15 protein-coding genes are annotated in these 17,894 nt (G+C 55.6%); 6 read left to right on the plus strand and 9 right to left on the minus strand.

Annotated elements, in window-relative coordinates; translation table 11 throughout:
* Positions 1 to 46: 46 nt before the first annotated feature.
* The 4 genes from J7J49_RS15745 to fhuB all read right to left on the minus strand — a co-directional run bounded on the left by J7J49_RS15745 (position 47) and on the right by fhuB (position 5,366).
* On the minus strand, positions 47 to 1,066 hold the full coding sequence (locus tag J7J49_RS15745; RefSeq protein ID WP_215093910.1) for a FecR domain-containing protein: 1,020 nt from the start codon (positions 1,064 to 1,066) through the stop codon (positions 47 to 49).
* Positions 1,067 to 1,630, minus strand: coding sequence for a sigma-70 family RNA polymerase sigma factor (locus tag J7J49_RS15750; RefSeq protein ID WP_251048352.1), 564 nt, complete (start codon positions 1,628 to 1,630; stop codon positions 1,067 to 1,069). It lies immediately after the preceding gene.
* Positions 1,630 to 3,288: a multidrug ABC transporter permease/ATP-binding protein gene (locus tag J7J49_RS15755; RefSeq protein ID WP_215093911.1), complete on the minus strand. Its 1,659-nt coding sequence runs from the start codon at positions 3,286 to 3,288 to the stop codon at positions 1,630 to 1,632. The genes J7J49_RS15750 and J7J49_RS15755 overlap by 1 nt, the downstream gene beginning before the upstream one ends.
* A gap of 77 nt (positions 3,289 to 3,365) precedes the next feature.
* Positions 3,366 to 5,366: a Fe(3+)-hydroxamate ABC transporter permease FhuB gene (fhuB, locus tag J7J49_RS15760; protein ID WP_215093912.1), complete on the minus strand. Its 2,001-nt coding sequence runs from the start codon at positions 5,364 to 5,366 to the stop codon at positions 3,366 to 3,368.
* Positions 5,367 to 5,552: 186 nt separating this feature from the next.
* On the opposite strand from fhuB, the gene J7J49_RS15765 reads away from it, so the two are divergent.
* The 3 genes from J7J49_RS15765 to J7J49_RS15775 are packed head-to-tail and all read left to right on the plus strand — an operon-like array spanning position 5,553 to position 8,120.
* Complete coding sequence (locus J7J49_RS15765; protein WP_215093913.1) at positions 5,553 to 6,497, plus strand: siderophore-interacting protein; 945 nt, start codon at positions 5,553 to 5,555, stop codon at positions 6,495 to 6,497.
* A 37-nt stretch (positions 6,498 to 6,534) separates the two neighbouring features.
* Complete coding sequence (locus tag J7J49_RS15770) at positions 6,535 to 7,113, plus strand: cytochrome b (RefSeq protein ID WP_251048353.1); 579 nt, start codon at positions 6,535 to 6,537, stop codon at positions 7,111 to 7,113.
* A gap of 35 nt (positions 7,114 to 7,148) precedes the next feature.
* Entirely contained in the window at positions 7,149 to 8,120 is a 972-nt protein-coding gene (locus tag J7J49_RS15775; protein ID WP_215093917.1) for an Rpn family recombination-promoting nuclease/putative transposase, read from the plus strand.
* A gap of 125 nt (positions 8,121 to 8,245) precedes the next feature.
* Here J7J49_RS15775 and J7J49_RS15780 read toward each other — a convergent pair whose 3' ends face one another.
* The 3 genes from J7J49_RS15780 to J7J49_RS15790 are packed head-to-tail and all read right to left on the minus strand — an operon-like array spanning position 8,246 to position 10,396.
* Positions 8,246 to 8,521 (minus strand): type II toxin-antitoxin system RelE/ParE family toxin, encoded by a 276-nt coding sequence (locus J7J49_RS15780; protein ID WP_215093919.1) that lies wholly within the window; start codon positions 8,519 to 8,521, stop codon positions 8,246 to 8,248.
* Positions 8,518 to 8,715: a type II toxin-antitoxin system RelB family antitoxin gene (gene relB, locus J7J49_RS15785; protein WP_215093921.1), complete on the minus strand. Its 198-nt coding sequence runs from the start codon at positions 8,713 to 8,715 to the stop codon at positions 8,518 to 8,520. The genes J7J49_RS15780 and relB overlap by 4 nt, the downstream gene beginning before the upstream one ends.
* A 28-nt stretch (positions 8,716 to 8,743) precedes the next feature.
* Positions 8,744 to 10,396 carry a cyclic peptide export ABC transporter gene (locus J7J49_RS15790; RefSeq protein WP_353048385.1) on the minus strand — a complete coding sequence of 551 codons (1,653 nt, stop codon included), beginning with the start codon at positions 10,394 to 10,396 and terminating at the stop codon, positions 8,744 to 8,746.
* A 234-nt stretch (positions 10,397 to 10,630) separates the two neighbouring features.
* Here J7J49_RS15790 and J7J49_RS15795 point away from each other — a divergent pair, with 234 nt between their 5' ends.
* From J7J49_RS15795 to J7J49_RS15805, 3 genes are all read left to right on the plus strand, one after another.
* The gene (locus J7J49_RS15795; RefSeq protein ID WP_353048386.1) at positions 10,631 to 11,743 is read left to right on the plus strand and encodes a GNAT family N-acetyltransferase; all 1,113 of its coding nucleotides are present in this window, start codon (positions 10,631 to 10,633) and stop codon (positions 11,741 to 11,743) included.
* 23 nt (positions 11,744 to 11,766) lie between these two features.
* Positions 11,767 to 13,059 carry a lysine N(6)-hydroxylase/L-ornithine N(5)-oxygenase family protein gene (locus J7J49_RS15800; protein WP_215093923.1) on the plus strand — a complete coding sequence of 431 codons (1,293 nt, stop codon included), beginning with the start codon at positions 11,767 to 11,769 and terminating at the stop codon, positions 13,057 to 13,059.
* A gap of 192 nt (positions 13,060 to 13,251) precedes the next feature.
* On the plus strand, positions 13,252 to 14,199 hold the full coding sequence (locus J7J49_RS15805) for an ABC transporter substrate-binding protein (RefSeq protein ID WP_215093925.1): 948 nt from the start codon (positions 13,252 to 13,254) through the stop codon (positions 14,197 to 14,199).
* 46 nt (positions 14,200 to 14,245) lie between these two features.
* Here J7J49_RS15805 and J7J49_RS15810 read toward each other — a convergent pair whose 3' ends face one another.
* Together J7J49_RS15810 and J7J49_RS15815 are read right to left on the minus strand one after the other, a co-directional pair.
* Entirely contained in the window at positions 14,246 to 16,420 is a 2,175-nt protein-coding gene (locus J7J49_RS15810; RefSeq protein ID WP_215093927.1) for a TonB-dependent siderophore receptor, read from the minus strand.
* Positions 16,421 to 16,683: 263 nt separating this feature from the next.
* Positions 16,684 to 17,894, minus strand: a 1,211-nt coding sequence (locus tag J7J49_RS15815) for a thioesterase domain-containing protein (protein WP_215093929.1), incomplete at its 5' end; no start/stop codon positions are given.

Consider the following 17,894-nt stretch of genomic DNA (forward strand, 5'->3'; position numbering starts at 1 on the left):
GGGAACCAAGAAAATTAATTTTTTCTATTTTATTCTTGGGGCGCTTTTATTCGCGCTCTGACCCGACCGCCTCAATCTTGATCCACCAGGGCATCACTTGCCACACCGTCACCGGTAGCGTGGTCTCGACCATGTGCAGAGTGCGCTCCAGGTCGTCAAGGGGGAAAGCGCCGAGCAGCGTGAGATCCGCCACCGCCGGGTCGACCTCAAGGCGACCACGGTGATGCTGACTCAGCTCCGCGGCGAACGTTTTCAGCGACATATTTTCCGCCAGCAAAACGCCGTTGGCCCAGGCAGCCCGGCTGCCGTCGGCGGGGTTGAGTTCGCCAATGCCGCCAGCGGCGTAGCTGGCCTGTTGCCCGGCGTCGACCACCTGGCGCTGGCTGGCATGGTCGGCATCGCCACGGGTTTGGATAGCCACCGCGCCCTCAAACACCGCCAGCAGTTCATCGGTTTGGCGTTGGCGCACACTAAAGCGAGTGCCCAAGGGCGTTAGCCGAGCACTGCGGGTATCTACATAAAAGGGGCGTTCGGGGTCGTTGCCGGTCGTAATCAGCACCTCGCCCGCCACTAGTTGCAGTCGGCGCCGCTGGTGGTCGTAGTCCACGTCCAGCGCCGAGGCGCTGCTTAGCCACACTTGGGTGCCATCTTCCAGTTCAATGCGGGTGATGTCGCCGGTAGCGGTGCGGTAGTCGGCGCCCCAGTACGCGACCCACTGGGGCAATGGCGTCCACTGCCAGGAAAGCCCGATCAACACGGCCGCAAACGCCAGGGTAGAGAGCCCACTCAGCAGATGCCACCGCCCTCGCCGTCGTTGCCGCGCCGAGCCGATCACTCGGTCGGCGGTCTGCCGCTCCGCCTCATTCAGGCTGGCGGTGAAACGTCGGCTTACGCCTTCCACCTGTCGCCAGGCCCAGCGGTGGGTATCGCTGGCCGCCAGCCACGACTGCCAACGCTCACGCTGGTCTGAAGAGAGCTCGCCTGCCTGCCATTCAGCAAACCACTCGGCGGCCTCGGCCAACGCGCGGCGCTTGGCGGTTTCATCATAGCTAGCGGCAGAAACCATTTAGAGGCTGGCCTCAAAACCGGCCTCAATCAATGCACATTGCAGCATGGCCTGGGCCATGTATTTCTTGACCATCCGTTCGGAAACGCCGAGTTCTTCAGCAATCTGGCGATAGGGTTTGCCGTGCAGTTGAGAGGCCAGGAAAGCAGTGGCGACCTTTTCAGGCAGTCGCGACAGCATGCGGTCGATTTCGCACAGGGTCTCAATGACGATCTGCTGATGTTCGGCGGAAGGCAGATGCGTTTCAGCGCGAGCAGCCAGCGCCTCTTGCCAAGCCCGCTCGATATCCTGGCGGCGCCAATGATCTACGCACAGCCCTTTGGCCATGCGGCTAAGGTAGGCTCTGGCACCGTCAAAGCTATCCAGATGCCGCGGCGTTTGCAGCAGGCGCACAAAGGCGTCCTGGGCCAGGTCAGCCGCCGATTCGCCGCAGCCCAGCCGCCGACTTAGCAACTGCTGCAGCCAGGGGTGATGGTGGTGATAGAGTTGGCCGAGCGAGTCCCGACAGCCAGTGTGGTATGCCGTGGTTTCGGCTGACTGCGTTACCACCATATCGTTACGCATTACCCACTCACCCTCGCCACCGCATCGCGGCTGGCCGCTTCACGCTGCTCACCGGTAAGTTCAACTAGCTGACCGCCGCGCATTTCCAGCAACCGGTCAGCCTGGTCGAAGTAGTGGTCGTCGTGGCTAATCACTACCAGCGTTTTGCCTAGCGCCCTTAGCTGCGGTAGTAGCTCACGGTAGAACACCCGCCGAAACTGGGGATCCTGGTCGGCGGCCCACTCGTCCAGCAGCAGCAGGTCGCGCTGTTCGGCCACGGCCAGCAGCATCGCCAGGCGCTTGCGCTGCCCCTGGGACAGGTTGATGTTGGTGATGCGATCGCCCTCGAAGTCGAGCTTACTCTGCATACCTAGAGCCGCCAGCCACTCTTCCATCAGCGCGGGGTCGGGTGACTCGCCCGCGGGGCCCATCAAACGGTCAAATAGGTGCAGGTCGGTATAAATCGCCGAGAAGTGTTGGCGATAGCGCGTCCAGTCCTCATCCCGCAGCGGCATACCATCGACCCGAATACTGCCGCTTTGCGGTTGATAGAGCCCGGTTAGAAGCCTTGCCAGGGTCGATTTTCCACTACCGTTGCCGCCAATCAGAAACACCACTTCGCCGCGCTGTAAGGTCAGATCGATGGGGCCGATAGCAAAGCCCGGCCGGGATTCCTCATCCGGGTAGCGATAGCTGACCTGCTCCAGGGTAAGCGTCTGCCAGTTATGGCGCAGCGCAGAGTGCCCAAACGCCTCACGGTGCTCGGCCAGGTCTAAACTGCTGATTTTTTCGAACGCTACCCGGGCATTAATCAGCGTCGGAAAGGCGCCAATGGCCTGCATCAGCGGCCCACGTAGAAACAGTAGCGTGAGTGAGAACGTCGTGGCTACCTGCACCGATGCCCAGCCCAGGCCGTTGGCCAAAAAGAACGCTAGGCCAATCGCCCCCAGCATCATGATGTTGAACCAGTTCACCGCGCTAAGATGGTAGGTATCACCAAGAATAAAATGGCGCCGACAATCCTTTGCGTTCGGGGTGTAGACATCGCGATACAACCATTCGGCACGGTCGCGATTGAGCGCCAACTCTTTGCGCCCTTCGATCACCGATTGGTAATCCGCGTAAAGACGATCCTGTATTTCGCGCAGTTCGGCCATATGCCCATAGACCCGCGCCACCAAGCGTATACCAATTAAAATAGTCGCGATCACCCAGAGCGCGGTGATGCCCAGCATGGCAGGCGAAAGCCACGCCAGGTAAAGCGTGGCGCCTACCGTCAGCACCCCACCCTGTACTAGTTCCGGCAAGCGTATAAACGCAACGGTCACTGAACTCACATCGGTAGAGAGGCTCGCCAGCAAGCGCGCACTGCCAATCTGTTCGGCGCGTTCGATATTGGTATCCAGAATTCGCTTAATCAACTGCCCCCGCAGCCGGTAGACAAAATGGTGGCCCAACGTGGTCAACGCCAACTGAGATGTCAGGGTAATAACCAGTAACAGCGCTATTAGCCCCAGAAACTCAGGCAGTATACGCCAGGGGTCAGTGAAGGAGCCCAGCAGCCGTTGATTGATAAAGGCGATGACACCAATGCCCAAGCCAGCGCTTATTAGACTTAGCAGTACCACGGCCACAAAGGGCCAGCGGTAATCACGCCATACAATCCTTAACAGCTCCATGACCACAGCTCCCCGGCATCTTGTTTTCAGTGAATGCTAATAGCGAGTGCTAAAAGCGCTTGCTAAAACGCAGGTGATTACAATCGCCGCAGCCCCCACATAAAGTAAGCACCGCCAATCAGGGAGGCGACCAAGCCGGCCGGTATCTCGTAAGGGAAAATAATCTGCCGGCCGACCCAATCCGCCAGCACCATCAGCAACATGCCGATCAACGCCGCGCCCAGCAGATGCTGCCCTGCCCGGGAGAAGCCCACCAAGCGCGCCATATGCGGTGCCAGCAAGCCGATAAACGACAGCGGCCCAACCACCAGGGTGGCGCAGGCGGTGAGTAGCGCCACCAGCAATAGTAGCGCCAGGCGGGCACGGTTAAGGGTTACTCCAAGCGCTTTGGCGGTTGGCGCCCCCAGGGGCAAAATATCCAGCCAGCGGGTAAAGGGCAGCGTGACCAGTGCCAGTACAGCGGCAATACCGCCGACGACAACGGCGTTGGTGATATCCACATAGTAGGTAGAGCCCGCCAGCCAGGCGATTACCTGCTGGCCGCGCGGATCGCCACCTGCCAGCATCACGCTGCGCACCGCATCAAACAGCGCACTGACGGCCACCCCGGTGAGCAGCAAACGCTCTGGGAGATAACCGCTCTTGCGGTTGATACCCACCAGCACCAGCAGCGTCGCGAAAGCCCCCAGGGTACCGACGCCAATCAGCATCATATTGGTCGGCGCAGGCAGCAGGAAAATCCCCAGAATCAGCGCAATGGCACAACCACCGCTAATACCCAAGACTTCGGGGCTGGCCATGGGGTTGGCGGAAAGGCGCTGCAGAATCGTCCCGGCAATCGCCAGCATCAACCCGCTGGCGGCAGCCGCCATTACCCGAGGTAGGCGCCACTGCATCACATTCCAGTTATCCGGCGACAACAAGTACCAGCCATCAATACCCTGGCCAACGAGCAGCCCAAGCAGTGTGGCGCCCAGTAGCGCGAGGATTAAACCGGTGGCCAAACGAGAAGGCGCCGGATGGCGATGGGCGAAAACACCCGCCCCTTTAGGCGGCTGATCGCCCTGAAGTTTCAGGCGTGGGATCAGCCACATTAACAGCGGCGCCCCCAGGGCTCCGGTAATCGCCCCGGTGGGGATAAAGGCCGCCACCATCCCACCGAACTGCTGGAGCAGCAGATCCGTGGTGGTCAGCAGCACCGCCCCCAATAGCGTCGACCATATTAGCCGTGGGCCCAACCGGCGCGCCCCGGCCATACGCACAATATTGGGCGCAGCCAAGCCGATAAAGCCGATAATGCCCACCACGCTTACAATGCTACCGGTAATAAACACCGCCAGCCCCATGCCCGCAAAGCGCAGATAGGTCAGCGAAACCCCCAGGCTCTTGGCGCTGGCATCGTCCAGCTCCAATACTGCCAGGGGGCGAAGCAAAAACCAGGCGGCAACACAGCTAATCGCCAACCGTGGCCAGATAATCGCCACGCCGTCCCAGCCATTCTGCGCCAGCGACCCCGCGCCCCAAATCAGCAGCCCCGAGAGCGCCTCGTGGTTAAACAGCAACAGCGCCGTCGAGAGCGCCCCCAGGTAAAGATTAACCACCAGCCCCGCCAGCACCACCACGATCGGCGCCAAACCGCGCCGCCAGGAGAGCAGAAAAACCAGCCCCACTGCCAGCGCGCCGCCCAGCAAGGCTACCCATTCGCGCCCTACTACAAGCAGCCCCGGCGCCAGCAAGGTGGCGGTCATCAACGCCAAATTAGCGCCCGACGCCACGCCCAACGTTGTCGGCGAGGCTAACGGGTTGCGCAACACCTGCTGCATGAGTACGCCCGCCAGCCCCAAACCGCCTCCGGCCAGCAGCGCGATCGAGAGGCGCGGCCACCAAGCATAGTGAAGCAGCAGCTCGTCAACATTCTCAAAGGAAGGTGTCACTAATGCCTTTAGGCCCAGCGCAAAACCGCCTTGCCCCTCTAGGCCAATCCAAAATAGCACCACCATCGGCAGGCTAAGCAACAGGCAGGCTTTCGCGGGCGACATTCCGCCCACTCGTTGGGCAACTTGCGAGGCGCCTAGCATAGCGAGCACCCTTTTGTGATAACCGAACAGTTCGCCAAAAGAGACGTGATAGGCAGCAGCGTCATTGTCTTAGCCTTAAATAGTTCTGGAGGTTAATGGTTGAATTATTGACAACGATTCTAAATGATAATAATTAGCACTACAATTGGATCCCTGTTTAATGAATACCTAATGGAGATACCCACCATGGCAGCCAAACCGAGCTACCAGCTGTTCGATATCACCCTGGCGAGGCGCACCCAGGTCAGCGCTTCGCTCGTCAGATTCACCTTTACCGGCCCAGATGTCGGACAAATGGCAACCTACGCCCCGGATCAGCGCGTCAAGCTTTTCTTCCCCGAAGGCGGTGGCAGCCTCGACCCGCTGTTCGAGATTGCCAAGCTAGATGAACACGATTGGTACAGTGCCTATCGCGCTCTACCAGACGCCCAGCGCCCCTCTGCGCGCACCTACACCATCCGCGCCCTACGCCCGGAAAAAGCCGAGGTGGATGTAGAGTTCGTGCTCCATGGCGACAATGGGCCCGCCTCACGCTGGGCAATGCATGCACGCCCCGGCGATCGCCTCGCCATGACAGCCCCCGTCGCCAATGCGGAAGGCCCAAAACTGGGCTATGAGTGGAAGCCACCTCAGAACGTGCGCCGCATTCTGATCATCGCCGATGAAACAGCTCTTCCCGCTGCGGCTGGCATTCTGGAAACTCTCGATGACCTGCCTTTAAAACCCAGAGTCGAAGCGCTGTTCGAAGTGCCTCGCAGTGACGATGTTCAGCCGCTGCCCCAAGCCGCCAAGCTGCACTGGTTGGCCCGAGATGCCGAGCACGGCTGCCAACACGGTGAGCTGCTAATGAGAGCGCTGCGCGATATCGATTTGCATAGGGAAATTCAAGCGCTAGGCGGCACGCCTGCTAACGCGACTACCAGCGCCACGACCAACAATGAAAGCGACGATGAGGACGGCCCGCTCTGGGAACCCGCCACCCTGGACGATAGCGCGCCCTTCTACGCCTGGATCGCCGCTGAAACCAAAGTGGCTATGAAGCTGCGCCGCTATTTGGTTAACGAGTGCGGGCTACCCAAACAGTACGTCACCAGCATGGGCTACTGGCGCCAGGGCAAGGCCAATGGGTAAAGGAGCAGCAAACAGCACAGCGATGGACAGTGATCACATGAGCGCGCTAGCTCAATCGACTATTGGCTGGCGAGACAGCTCCAACCACTACGGACGCATAAGCCGTGCGCTGCACTGGCTGACCGCCGCGCTGGTCACGCTACAATTTACTGTGTTGCTGGCTTGGCGGGGAATGGGCGAAAACGCGATCACGCTATTTTTGGCGGTTATCGGGCCTCATGGGTCATTGGGCTTTATGCTTCTGATAGTGACGCTGGCGCGCCTTGGCTGGGCATGGGTCAGCCGCAAGCAGCGCCCTTCGCAGCCGCCTGGATGGGGTGGTCGCATGGCGCGCCTGGTGCATATCACCTTTTATGCGCTGCTATTGTGGCTACCCGCTTTCGCCATTCTGCGCCAATACGGCCGCGGCGGCGCACTGCGCTTTTATGGCCTGGAGCTACTGCCCGAAGCGGAGCGCAACATCACCTGGATGATTGCCCCCGCCGATCTGCTTCACGGCCCACTCTCGTGGCTGCTATGTGGGTTAGTAGTCGGCCATATAGCGATGGCACTGATTCACAGGTTCTGGCTTAAGGACAAGGTATTGGCACGGATGATGGGAGCAAGCGGCCGGTGAAGGTATAGACTACTTAGTACACAACAGGAGAACTCATGGCCAATCACTACGACACTGGCTACAAGGAACTCTTCAGCTACCCTGAGTTTGTTCAACAGCTCATTGAAGGCTTTACACCCTCTGGCATTGCCGAGCTGATGGATTTCACGACGTTGCAGCTACATAGCGGCAGTTACATTACCCCGCTGTTTGAAGAAAAATTTGAAGACTTGGTTTGGTCGGTGCAAGTGAATTGGCAAGGCGCTACCCAAGAAATCTATCTTTACCTACTGCTAGAGTTTCAATCCACAATCGATCACGCCATGCCTATTCGGCTCATGCACTACGTCGCCTGCTTCTACGATCACCTATTAAAAAATAGCGCCACCACCGCCAGTCAAGGCCTGCCGCCGGTGTTTCCCATCGTGCTGTATAATGGTTCGCGCCGCTGGCAGGCCAAGCAAGATATTTATGACATGGTACAGCCTGAGCCTCCTGCCTTCTTACAGCCCTACCAGCCACATTTACGCTATCATTTAATCGATGAAGGCGCTTACACTGATGAAGAACTCGCTCAGCGCCAAAGTGCACTAAGCGGTGTGTTTGAAATTGAAAAAGCCTCGGTCGACCACACCTCGCTACAGCAGGCAGTTGACAGAATCGTCAGCATTATCCAGAACGGCCCAAACAAAGAGCGAATTGATAGAATCTTAACCCGCTGGCTCAAACGCCACCTGCAACGGTTGAATGCAGACATCAATTTGGATCAGCTACATAGCTTAGTGGAGGACAGAGATATGTTGGCAGAAAACTTAGAAAACTGGCGCCAAAAAGAGCGGCAAGAAGGAAGGCAAGAGGGACGTTTGGAGGAAGCCCGCGATATGGTGCGCACGCAACTTATTTTTAAATTTGGTGAAGTGCCCGAGTGGGTGGAAACGGCGCTTACACAAGCCGACCATGGTCAGTTGAAAGAGTGGATGCGAGAAGTGCTGTTCGCCACTAGCCTGGACGATATGTTTAAACGCTGACAGCCATGACGCCTCCGGCAACCCTATCTATTTGACCGGCTCGAATTTTCCAGCGCCCAACGCCAGATTGTCGCGTTTGAGGTGGAGACCTTGGCTTAGCAGTTCGTATTAGCGACGAGTAGGCGTCAGGGGTAGTTTTGGCGAGTGTGAACCACTGAGATAACTTCAATGCGATTCGTCACTTGGTAGATCACAATAAAGTTTGGGTGAGCCACTATTTCCCGCGTCCCCGGCAAGCGGCCCACTTGATGTAAATACGGATGCTCAGCCACTAAAGAGACAGCTGCTTCAATACGAGAGCGCAACCTCCGGGCAGCTTGAGGATCGCGCTCAGCAATGTACGTAACGAGTTCAAGCAGATCGTGAATCGCCTCATCATACCAGTATATCGGCAAACTCATTGCACCCCGCCGCTTTGGCGTTGCTCCGCGTCGGCTATGATCGCATCAACCTTAGACATGACCTGATCATGGGGCATTCCCTGGCCTGGGTTGTCGATGCTGTGCTGAACCTTGGCTTTGAGCCAACGATCATAGCTATCGGCTTGTTCCTGCGTCTCGAATTCCGAAACGATAGGATCTAGCTGGGTATTCATGATCATCCTCCTCGGTTTCCTATACAGCTTAAACGATACTCTCTATTTTGGCATCCTCCCCAACCACCTGCTCTGGCGCCAACAGCTTGCCGCTCTCCAGCCGCACCAATCGATCCGCGAGGTGGAAATAGCGATCATCGTGGGTAATCACCAGCACCGCTTTACCCATGCGCTTTAGCTCAGGCAGCACCTCTGTATAAAACACCTCTTTGAATAACGGATCCTGATCTGCCGCCCATTCGTCAAACACCAGGAAGGGCCGATCTTCCAGGTAGGCCACTACCAGTGCCAAACGCTTGCGCTGGCCCTGGGAGAGCGCCTGGGTGGTGAAGGCACCGTTTTCGACCCGCACCTTGTGCTGCAGGTGCAGTTTGGCCAGCAGACGATTGCCTTCGTCGTCGAGATCTTCCCGTGGCGCTTCCAACAGGCGCTCGAAGAGGTGAAAGTCTGAAAAGACGACCGAGAAGAGCTGCCGATAGGCATCCCAGCCATCCGCCTCGACAGGCTCGCCATTGAGCAACACCTCGCCACCATCCGGCGGATAAAGCCCCACCACCACTTTGGCCAGCGTGGTCTTGCCGCTGCCGTTGCCCCCCACCAGGAACACCACTTCCCCCGGCGTAAAGCTTAAATTAATCGGCCCCAGCTCAAAGAAATCATCGCTCTGCTCGTGGTAGTACTGGTGGGTGACGTCGCGCAATTCAAGCCGTTGAAAATCAGTCACCTGAGATGATGTTTGCCTCTCCTGCCCCTGGGGCATCTCGCGGGTGATGTCATCAATTCGGCTAGCGGCTACCCGCGCCATATTGATCCGCGGAATATTGATCAGCAATCCTTCCAGGGGCGTCACCATAAACACAAACACCAGGGCAAAGCCGGTCATTACCTGGGTTTGATTAGGCCCATCCCCCGCTAACACAAACAGCACCAGCCCAATAAAGGCATACATCAGGAACTGCCCCCAGCTGGTCGAGATCACGAACAGCGACATGCCATAGGTGCGCAGCCGCCGCACGCCTTCAACCGACTCCCCCAGTATCTGATCCATAAAGACCCGGCTCTTGCGCTGGTGCAGCCGCAGCTCTTTCGCCCCATCGGTCAGCGCGCGGAAATGACCAAACAAACGATCCTGCTCTGACGAGGCACTCTGGAGATAGTGAATAGCGCGTAAGTGCACCAGGTGATAGCCAACAGCGCCCAACCCAATCACCCCCAGAGCAAACAAGAATACCTGCCATGACAGCAGCGCCAGGTAGCCCAAGCACCCCACCACGATGACCGTATTGGTCAAAATCACCGGCAAGCTAACGAACAGCACCGCCACGTTGTTGCTGTGCTCGGTGAGCGCCGACTGGATCCGCGCACTGCCCACGCGCTCGAACTGAGCAAAGGGCGTCTTGGCCACGCACTGGGCAATAAAACTACGCAACTCCGCCAGGGCACGCTGCCCCAATCGCTCAAACAGCGCCGTCGACACCATTCGACAGAGCATTAACGCCACGGCAATGCCCGCGAAGGCCCAGGCAGGGTTGGCATGAGTAGCGGCGCGACTGGCGGCATCGCTGGTTAACGCGGCATTAATTTGGGCAATCAGCAGCACGCTGAAAAGCCCCGAGAGAATACTGGCCAGGGCTGCCGCGGTCATCAGCCCGCGGGTTCGACGAAACAGATAGGAAAGCACATTCACCTCGTTGGAAAGCGATTGGAAAGCAATTGAAAACCGACAGCTACCTCTAAAGACGAATCACTCCCGCAAAAAGTTAATCAATTTTTATGTAAACAAGCCTCATTCTCATTCGTCCTTAGATAAGGAAGTCAGTAACGCCGCCCCGTGGCAGGTAATTTTTACGGCTGTTTCTTTCTTTGATTTTTCGATTCGTTTTTGTGATTCGTTCTTATTAATAGGAGCTTTGCGGTGTCCAGTTCTGTCCAGGCACAAACACAGGTAGACGTACCCTATGAAAGCCCCGCGGAAGCCCCGCTGCTCTCACGGCCCGAGGGCTACGGCTATCAAGTCATTGGCGATGCCACCACACAGTCGCTGCTCGTCAAGGGTGATCAAGAGCGTCTTGAATGGTCATTGGTGGACGATAGCAACACCTTGACGCTGCGCTGGCCACAGCGCTCCGCGCCACCTCTCCCAGCGTTACTTGCGGCTATCGAAGGGGCTTTTGCCTGTTACCCGGCCACTGTTGCACTACGCCTTCAGCTACCCACTGTTGTGCATGCCAACCTGTGTGCAGCCGGCATCACTGTTAAAAATAGCCATGGAGAACTCTGGGCCTACGCGGAGCTATTTTGGCAGTTGCCAACCCTTTGGCTCACCTCCCCCTCCATGCGCGCCTACCCGCAGCAACCCATCTTGGAGAACGGAAAGCGACATCCACGCCGCCCGCCGCGCCCCAGCGGCACAGTCTATCAGCGCCATATTCCCTGGCTGAATGCCACTCTGAGCTTTCGCGTCCTTGACCTGGAACTCGACCTTGAACGCTTTAACCGCTGGATGAACGACCCGGTCGTCGCCCACTTCTGGGAGGAGCAGGGTGACTTGGAACAGCACCGCGAGCGGCTGGAGAGCACGTTGCAAAATCCCAGCGTGGTACCGCTGATCGGCTGTATCGACGGCGAACCCTTCGGCTATTTCGAGACCTACTGGGCCAAAGAGGATCGCATCGGCGCTTATTACGCTGCCGATGACTTTGATCGCGGCTGGCACGTACTGATCGGCGAGGCTGCTTTTCGCGGGCGGCCCTATGTCGCTGCCTGGATGCCCTCCATCTCGCACTACCTGTTTCTGGATGACTGCCGCACACAGCGCCTGGTGATCGAACCCCGCGTGGATAACGCCAAGATGCTGCGCAACCTTGCCCAGTGCGGTTACGCCCACGTTAAGGCGTTCGACTTCCCCCATAAGCGGGCCATGCTCGGCATGCAGCTACGCGAACACTTTTTTAACGAGCGCAGTTGGATTCCGCTGCCTCCGCACCCGGGGTCAGCGCCACGACCCGACCCACGCTTCACTTTATAAGCACGTCAGCCACGAGGACTCTTATGCATATTCACGACTTGATCGGCATCGGCTTCGGCCCCTCCAACATAGCCCTGGCCATTGCGCTCGACGAGCAACGCCAGACAGGGCAAGCGCGAGATGCCTTGTTTATTGAACGCCAACCCTGCTTTGCCTGGCACCCGCATATGCTGCTGGAAAATGCCCATATGCAGATCTCTTTCCTCAAAGACCTGGTCACGCCCCGCAACCCAGGCAGCCGCTTCAGCTTTCTCAATTACCTCCACAGCAAAGGCCGCCTGCAGGACTTTATCAATCTGCAGACCTTCTTCCCCAGCCGTCACGAATTCAATGACTACCTAAGCTGGACGGCCAGCCACTTTGAACACCAGTGCGCTTACGGAGAGGATGTATTTGAAGTGCTGCCCGAAACTGACAACGACGAGGTCGCCTACCTCCGCGTTCGTTCACAGGATGAGAGCGGCGCGGTGCAGGAAAGGCTCACCCGTTCACTAGTGATTAGCGTAGGCGGCGCACCCAATGTGCCTGAATGCTTCGCTGGGCTAAAAGACGACCCCCGAGTCTTCCACTCCAGCCACTACCTTCGGGAGCTGGCGAAGCAAGATGCCCCCAAACGCATCGCTGTAATCGGTGCGGGCCAGAGTGCCGCTGAGATATTCCTTGATCTGCACAATCGCGAAGGCATTCAGGTGGATTTGATTAGCCGGGCATGGGCTTTTAAACCCTCGGACGATAGCCCCTTCGTCAACGAAATCTTCAACCCCGAATACACCGACTACGTGTTCAACAACCCCACCGGCCAGCGGGAAGCGCTGCTGCAGGAGTACAAAAGCACCAACTACTCAGCCCCTGACTTGGCGCTGATTCAGGAGATTTACGATGTGTTCTACCAGCAAAAAGTGACCGGTCAGGCCCGCCACCGCTTCCGCCGTCGCCATGAGGTTATCGGCAGTCAAGCAGGCCCTGAAGGCGTCGAGCTAAACGTGCGTGATTTGGAGACTGGCCATACGGATATCACCCGCTACGACGCCGTGGTGTTAGCCACTGGCTATGTACGCGACACCCATAAACGGCTACTGGCCCCCGTTGCGGACTACCTGCCTGATTTTGCCGTCAACCGCCACTATCAGCTTTACACCAAGCCTGAGTTCAAACCGGCTATTTTCCTGCAAGGCAGCTGCGAACCCACCCATGGCTTAAGCGATACATTGCTGTCGATTTTAGCAGCCCGAACGAGTGAAATTTGTGAGGCACTAGATCAGACAACTGCCTTATATGCTCCTTCTCCCTGTAAGCAAGAAGTCACCGCGCCATAGTGTTAGGTCGCCCCGATGTTTACAGAGTGTTGACATCGGGGTAAGGCTATTCATAATACAAACAATAACAATTAGTATTTATCAACATGACAAAATTAACTCTTCCAAGAGAGGGCTGGAGAGCTGACCCGGTTAATTTTGGCATTTAACATTCATTACGAAGCTGTTCATACACACAACACAGGCGTGATCGTGGAATATCAAAATGGTACTTTTTGTCGTTACGTACGCCATAAAACCACTGAATTATCGGGCACTCTGCTATTCAGTTTATTGATGAGTACCGTTTCAATGGCGGGAAATGAAAACGATGAAGCGCCATTAGCGACATTTGATTTCGCCATTGCGGAGACACTCAGCGCGATTGGTCATCCACCCAGGTTTTTAGCGGGCTTAAAGGGTTACGAAACCTACTCACGCCAGGAGGGCGTCATCCCCCTGGCGACTAATCTTGGTTCCCGTTTTCTTCCTAATTATGAGCTTCTAGCAAGCTACCCTCCCCAGCATATTCTGATTTCACCGCCCGCTCATGCCAGCTTACTGCCTAGACTCAGAGAAATTGCTGATGTTATGGAGTATCCGCTTTATAACTATGCCGATGGTGATGGCAACCATAGCGACTGGGAAACGATTGAGGCGTTGACTCGTCAGTTGGGTACCCTCGTCAATGACGCTGCCGCATCGGAGCAGTACATTGAGCAAACCAACCGTTACTTTGACGACTTAAAAAGCCAGCTCAGCAGCATCGACGAACCTGTCTTAATGGTACGCCTCGTGGATGAGCGCCATGCCCGTGTGTATGGCAAAGGAAGCGTGGAAGGAATGGTATTAAATCGCCTTGGCCTTCAGAACGCCTGGCAAAGCGACCTAGGCCAGTGGGGTATGACGACCGTTAGTGCGACTCCTCTATTTAGCATCGACGCTAAAATGATATTCCTTGAAAGCCCCTATGACCCTCCAGGGGGTCAGCGTCAACTACTCGCTGATGGCCAGTGGCGGCACTTATCCACCGTGAAAGAAGGCAACTATCTTATTATTTCTACCAACTACTGGTCTTGGGGAGGGCTACCTGCCGCACGGCATTTTGCCGACAGTCTTGCCAGCCATCTAATTGAAAGCGCCGCACCACCAGCAAGATAGGCGATGCGGCGCGAGCGATTAAAACACTTCGTTCAGTCTCTATCCGCTACCACTTGTAGGACACAGTGCCCAGCACGGTGCGTTCGGCTCCCCAATAGCAACGCCCTCCGTTGTTGCAGCGAGCAACATACTCGCGATCAAAGAGGTTATTGGCGTTGAGCTTGGCACTCCAGCTATTGCCAAAATCATAACCGATGGCCGCATCAACCAGAGTCTCACTGCCTACCTCTAGAGTTCCATAATCAAGACTCTCCGGCGGATAAGCGTAGGACTTACCCAAGTAGCGGACTCCAAGACCCGTTTGCAGGCCGTTCAACGCCCCTTGACGGAAGGTGTAATTAGCCCAGACAGAAGCCTGATGGCGCGGAATGCCGGTAATTTGCTCATCTTCTAAACGCGAACCGGCATCTTCGACAATCCTGGCATCGATATAACTATAGGCAGCAGTCAGGCTCAGGCTTTCGTTAATATCACTCTTAACCTCTACTTCTAAACCCTGGGATTGTGTCTCACCAATCTGGCGATAGTCACCGGAGCTGCCGTCGTAGCTAACGTCATCTTGCTTAGTAATGTCATAAGCAGACACTGTCATTTGGGTATTCCAGCCCTCAGGTTCATACTTCACCCCTAGCTCTACCTGATCACCGGTAATGGGTTTGAAATTGTCTTCAGTACTAAGTTGAACCGGTACGAAAGTAGTAGAGTAGCTCACGTAAGGAGAGATGCCGTTGTCAAACTGATACATCAACCCGGTTTGCCAACTGAATGCTTCGTCGGAGCGCTGAGTGTCGTTATTGGCTGCGGTATAATCATCGTATTCACTATCCGCCCAGTCGTAACGACCGCCCACCAATGCAATCAACCCGCCGATTTTACCCTGCCACTGAGCATAGGTTCCGGCCAAATTTTGCTTTAGATCGCCATCACTAGAGAGGCTGGAGGTTTGCGGCTCGCTGCTATACTGAGGGTCAAAAATATCAATAAGATAGAATTCACCACTGGCGATGTCACTGGCATACTGGCTCTGTAAGAATGACGTCCTATCGAAGCTGGCGCCGAACAACATAGTGTTTTCGAGCGCTCCGGTGGTCACATTGCCAACCACTTGGTTATCAATGGAGTAGATTCTAGACTCATTGGCCCGATCAAGATTATAGGCACCAATATTAGAGCCGTAACCTGCATCAACGAACTGTAACCAAGTTTCCTGCCGATCTACCAAAGATCGTGTATACCGCCCGTTTTGGCGAAACGTCCACTCATTATCAAAGCGGTGCTCGTATTCGTAACCCAATGTCCAAAATTCCCGCTCAAACCCATCCCAGTCCGGATGCCCCAAGTTAGTATCGGTAGCCAATTTACCGTCTGGGTTGTCGAGCAGCGTACCCGACGCCGGTAGCCCTAATTGAATCTCGGAGCTGTCCTTTTGATATTGTCCCAGCAGTGTCAGCGTATCCCTATCGCCAAGATCGATGGCCAACGACGGGGCAAAGTAAATTCGGTCATCCTCCATGCTATTGATTTGCGTATCAGCCTCGCGAATCAGGGACACCATTCGACCACGGACGCTACCATCTTCATTCAGAGCGCCCGACACATCAGAGGAGAACTGCCGGCGATCATGGGTTCCATAGCTAAGATTGACCTCTCCCTGCCGTTCATACGTAGGGCGCTTGCTAACCAAATTCACCATGCCACCGGGCACGTTTTCACCGTATAAAATCGATGTCGGCCCCTTGAGCACTTCAACCCTCTCTAAGCCATATGGCTCGGCCGAAGTGGCATAGGCATTAGACTGCACGCGTAAACCATCTCGATAGGTACCGTATCCGTAATCACGCTGGTTCATACCGCGGATATAGAAAATATCACCAGCAAGCGCATCACCACCAGGGTAGTTTGCACTGTTAACACCAGGTACGTAATCCAAAATGTTGCCCAGCGTTTGTGCCCCCTGATCCTCAATCTGGTTTCGCGTTACCACCGATATTGAGCGTGGTGTCTCGGACAGTGGAGTATCTGTTTTGGTTGCCGTTAGGCTACGTTCCGCCTGATAGCCCACATCCGGGCCCTGCGCCCCTACCCTTTCTGCGGTTACCGTTAGGCTCTCCAATTGCGAGATCGATTCTTCCTCCTGGGCTGCAGAATAAGTTGGCACTGCAGCCAATGTGGCGACCAATAATCCGCTCTGACAGGAGAAAGCGTATTTTCCCTTGAACATACAATATTCCCTCATTTAGAGTTTGAGAAGCTTATATTAAACAAAATTATTATGATTATCATTTGCATCTTATAGTAAAAACTTCCCTCTCATCAAGCTACCTTCGCCACCTTCTGTTAACGAACCCTGATACAAATCTCTCGAGTCAATTTAAGCACAGCGCCTCCTGTTACTGGTTAATACTGGAATAGGCAGTATGGGTGCCTACAGTACAAGTTTTTCTTAACTTCAAGGTATTGCAGGGCAATCTCAAAAATTTATCTTCAAAATAAAGCCTTCATAGATTCCCGCGATTGTTGTTCATCCCTTGCGCTTAATTGCTCTTCCAACTGGGATAACAGGACGCTATCAGTAATGATTGAGAAGTGATCATTGAGGGTCTCGATTGAGGTTTTCGGGATTCTATTCAGTTGATTCGCCAGCGCCTGCTGTTCTTCCCAAGCTCTTCCTGCCTCCCACCAGCATTTCACTTCGCAGTCCAACACTGGCAAGGCATCAAGCTGTAGTGAAAGGTGCTTCAAGTGCCGAGCCACGCAGAATATTCGAGCAAGCTCCTCGCTACCCAGTGCTGCGTAACCCTCACGACCATATGCATCAAAGGACGCCATTAACCTCGACAACTTAATAGCAACCTCTTCCTCACTCGCTTCTTCGTTGCTCTCCTCATTACCATCGAGCGCTTCAAGCGAAACACCTGGCAGTATCACTGATGCAAAGTTTACAAAATCTCGCTGCCAGCTATCCTCGCGGTGCAGTTCACCGCCAGGTATATAGGGATCTATCAAAACCAGTTGACTCACATCTTGCCCCAGCCCTTCAAGTCGAGCCGCGATCAGTGCTGCCAATGCTCCCCCAAGAGACCATCCCAATAGCCGATAAGGCCCCACTGGTTGTATACGACGTATCGTCTCCACATAGTTATCAGCCATTGTTTCAAGTGAGGTATCTCGATGCTTTGGGTCGGTCAACATTCGGCAAGATAGGCCGTAAACCGTACATATCCCCTGCAAACGTCGGGCTAACGGCTGATAGTCAAAAACCGTTCCCATTACGGCATGAATGCAGAACAGCGGCGCCTGACTGCGACACTCGCCATTGAGCATCACAGCCCCTTTGGGCAGCGCCCCAGGGTTATTCCTTACTCCCAGCAGATCAGCGATAGTCGGCTTCTGCATTAGGTCGAACAGGTTAAACTCAGGCCTCGGCAACTCTAGAGCCTGTACATGGCTCATTACTTGTAGACTCGAGAGAGAGTCTCCACCCAGCTCGAAGAAATTGTCGGTCTCGCCGACCCGCTCAACACCCAGTACTTCTTGCCATATCTCAGCGAGCTGTTGGGCTTCTGGTGTAGAGGGCGTCACATACTCGCGTTTTTCCTCAAAATCAGGTGCAGGCAGTGCTTTGCGATCCACCTTGCCATTGGCATTCAGCGGCAGTGCATCGAGAATGACTGCGACGCTCGGCACCATATAGC

It is taken from the genome of Halomonas sp. ISL-56, from assembly GCF_018612805.1.
Lineage (GTDB): Bacteria > Pseudomonadota > Gammaproteobacteria > Pseudomonadales > Halomonadaceae > Vreelandella.

Coding starts and splice junctions, on each gene's coding strand:
- J7J49_RS15745 (WP_215093910.1), bottom strand. CDS start 1,066: ATGGTTTCTGCCGCTAGCTATGATGAAACCGCCAAGCGCCGCGCGTTG.
- J7J49_RS15750 (WP_251048352.1), bottom strand. CDS start 1,630: ATGCGTAACGATATGGTGGTAACGCAGTCAGCCGAAACCACGGCATAC.
- J7J49_RS15755 (WP_215093911.1), bottom strand. CDS start 3,288: ATGGAGCTGTTAAGGATTGTATGGCGTGATTACCGCTGGCCCTTTGTG.
- fhuB (WP_215093912.1), bottom strand. CDS start 5,366: ATGCTAGGCGCCTCGCAAGTTGCCCAACGAGTGGGCGGAATGTCGCCC.
- J7J49_RS15765 (WP_215093913.1), top strand. CDS start 5,553: ATGGCAGCCAAACCGAGCTACCAGCTGTTCGATATCACCCTGGCGAGG.
- J7J49_RS15770 (WP_251048353.1), top strand. CDS start 6,535: ATGAGCGCGCTAGCTCAATCGACTATTGGCTGGCGAGACAGCTCCAAC.
- J7J49_RS15775 (WP_215093917.1), top strand. CDS start 7,149: ATGGCCAATCACTACGACACTGGCTACAAGGAACTCTTCAGCTACCCT.
- J7J49_RS15780 (WP_215093919.1), bottom strand. CDS start 8,521: ATGAGTTTGCCGATATACTGGTATGATGAGGCGATTCACGATCTGCTT.
- relB (WP_215093921.1), bottom strand. CDS start 8,715: ATGAATACCCAGCTAGATCCTATCGTTTCGGAATTCGAGACGCAGGAA.
- J7J49_RS15800 (WP_215093923.1), top strand. CDS start 11,767: ATGCATATTCACGACTTGATCGGCATCGGCTTCGGCCCCTCCAACATA.
- J7J49_RS15810 (WP_215093927.1), bottom strand. CDS start 16,420: ATGTTCAAGGGAAAATACGCTTTCTCCTGTCAGAGCGGATTATTGGTC.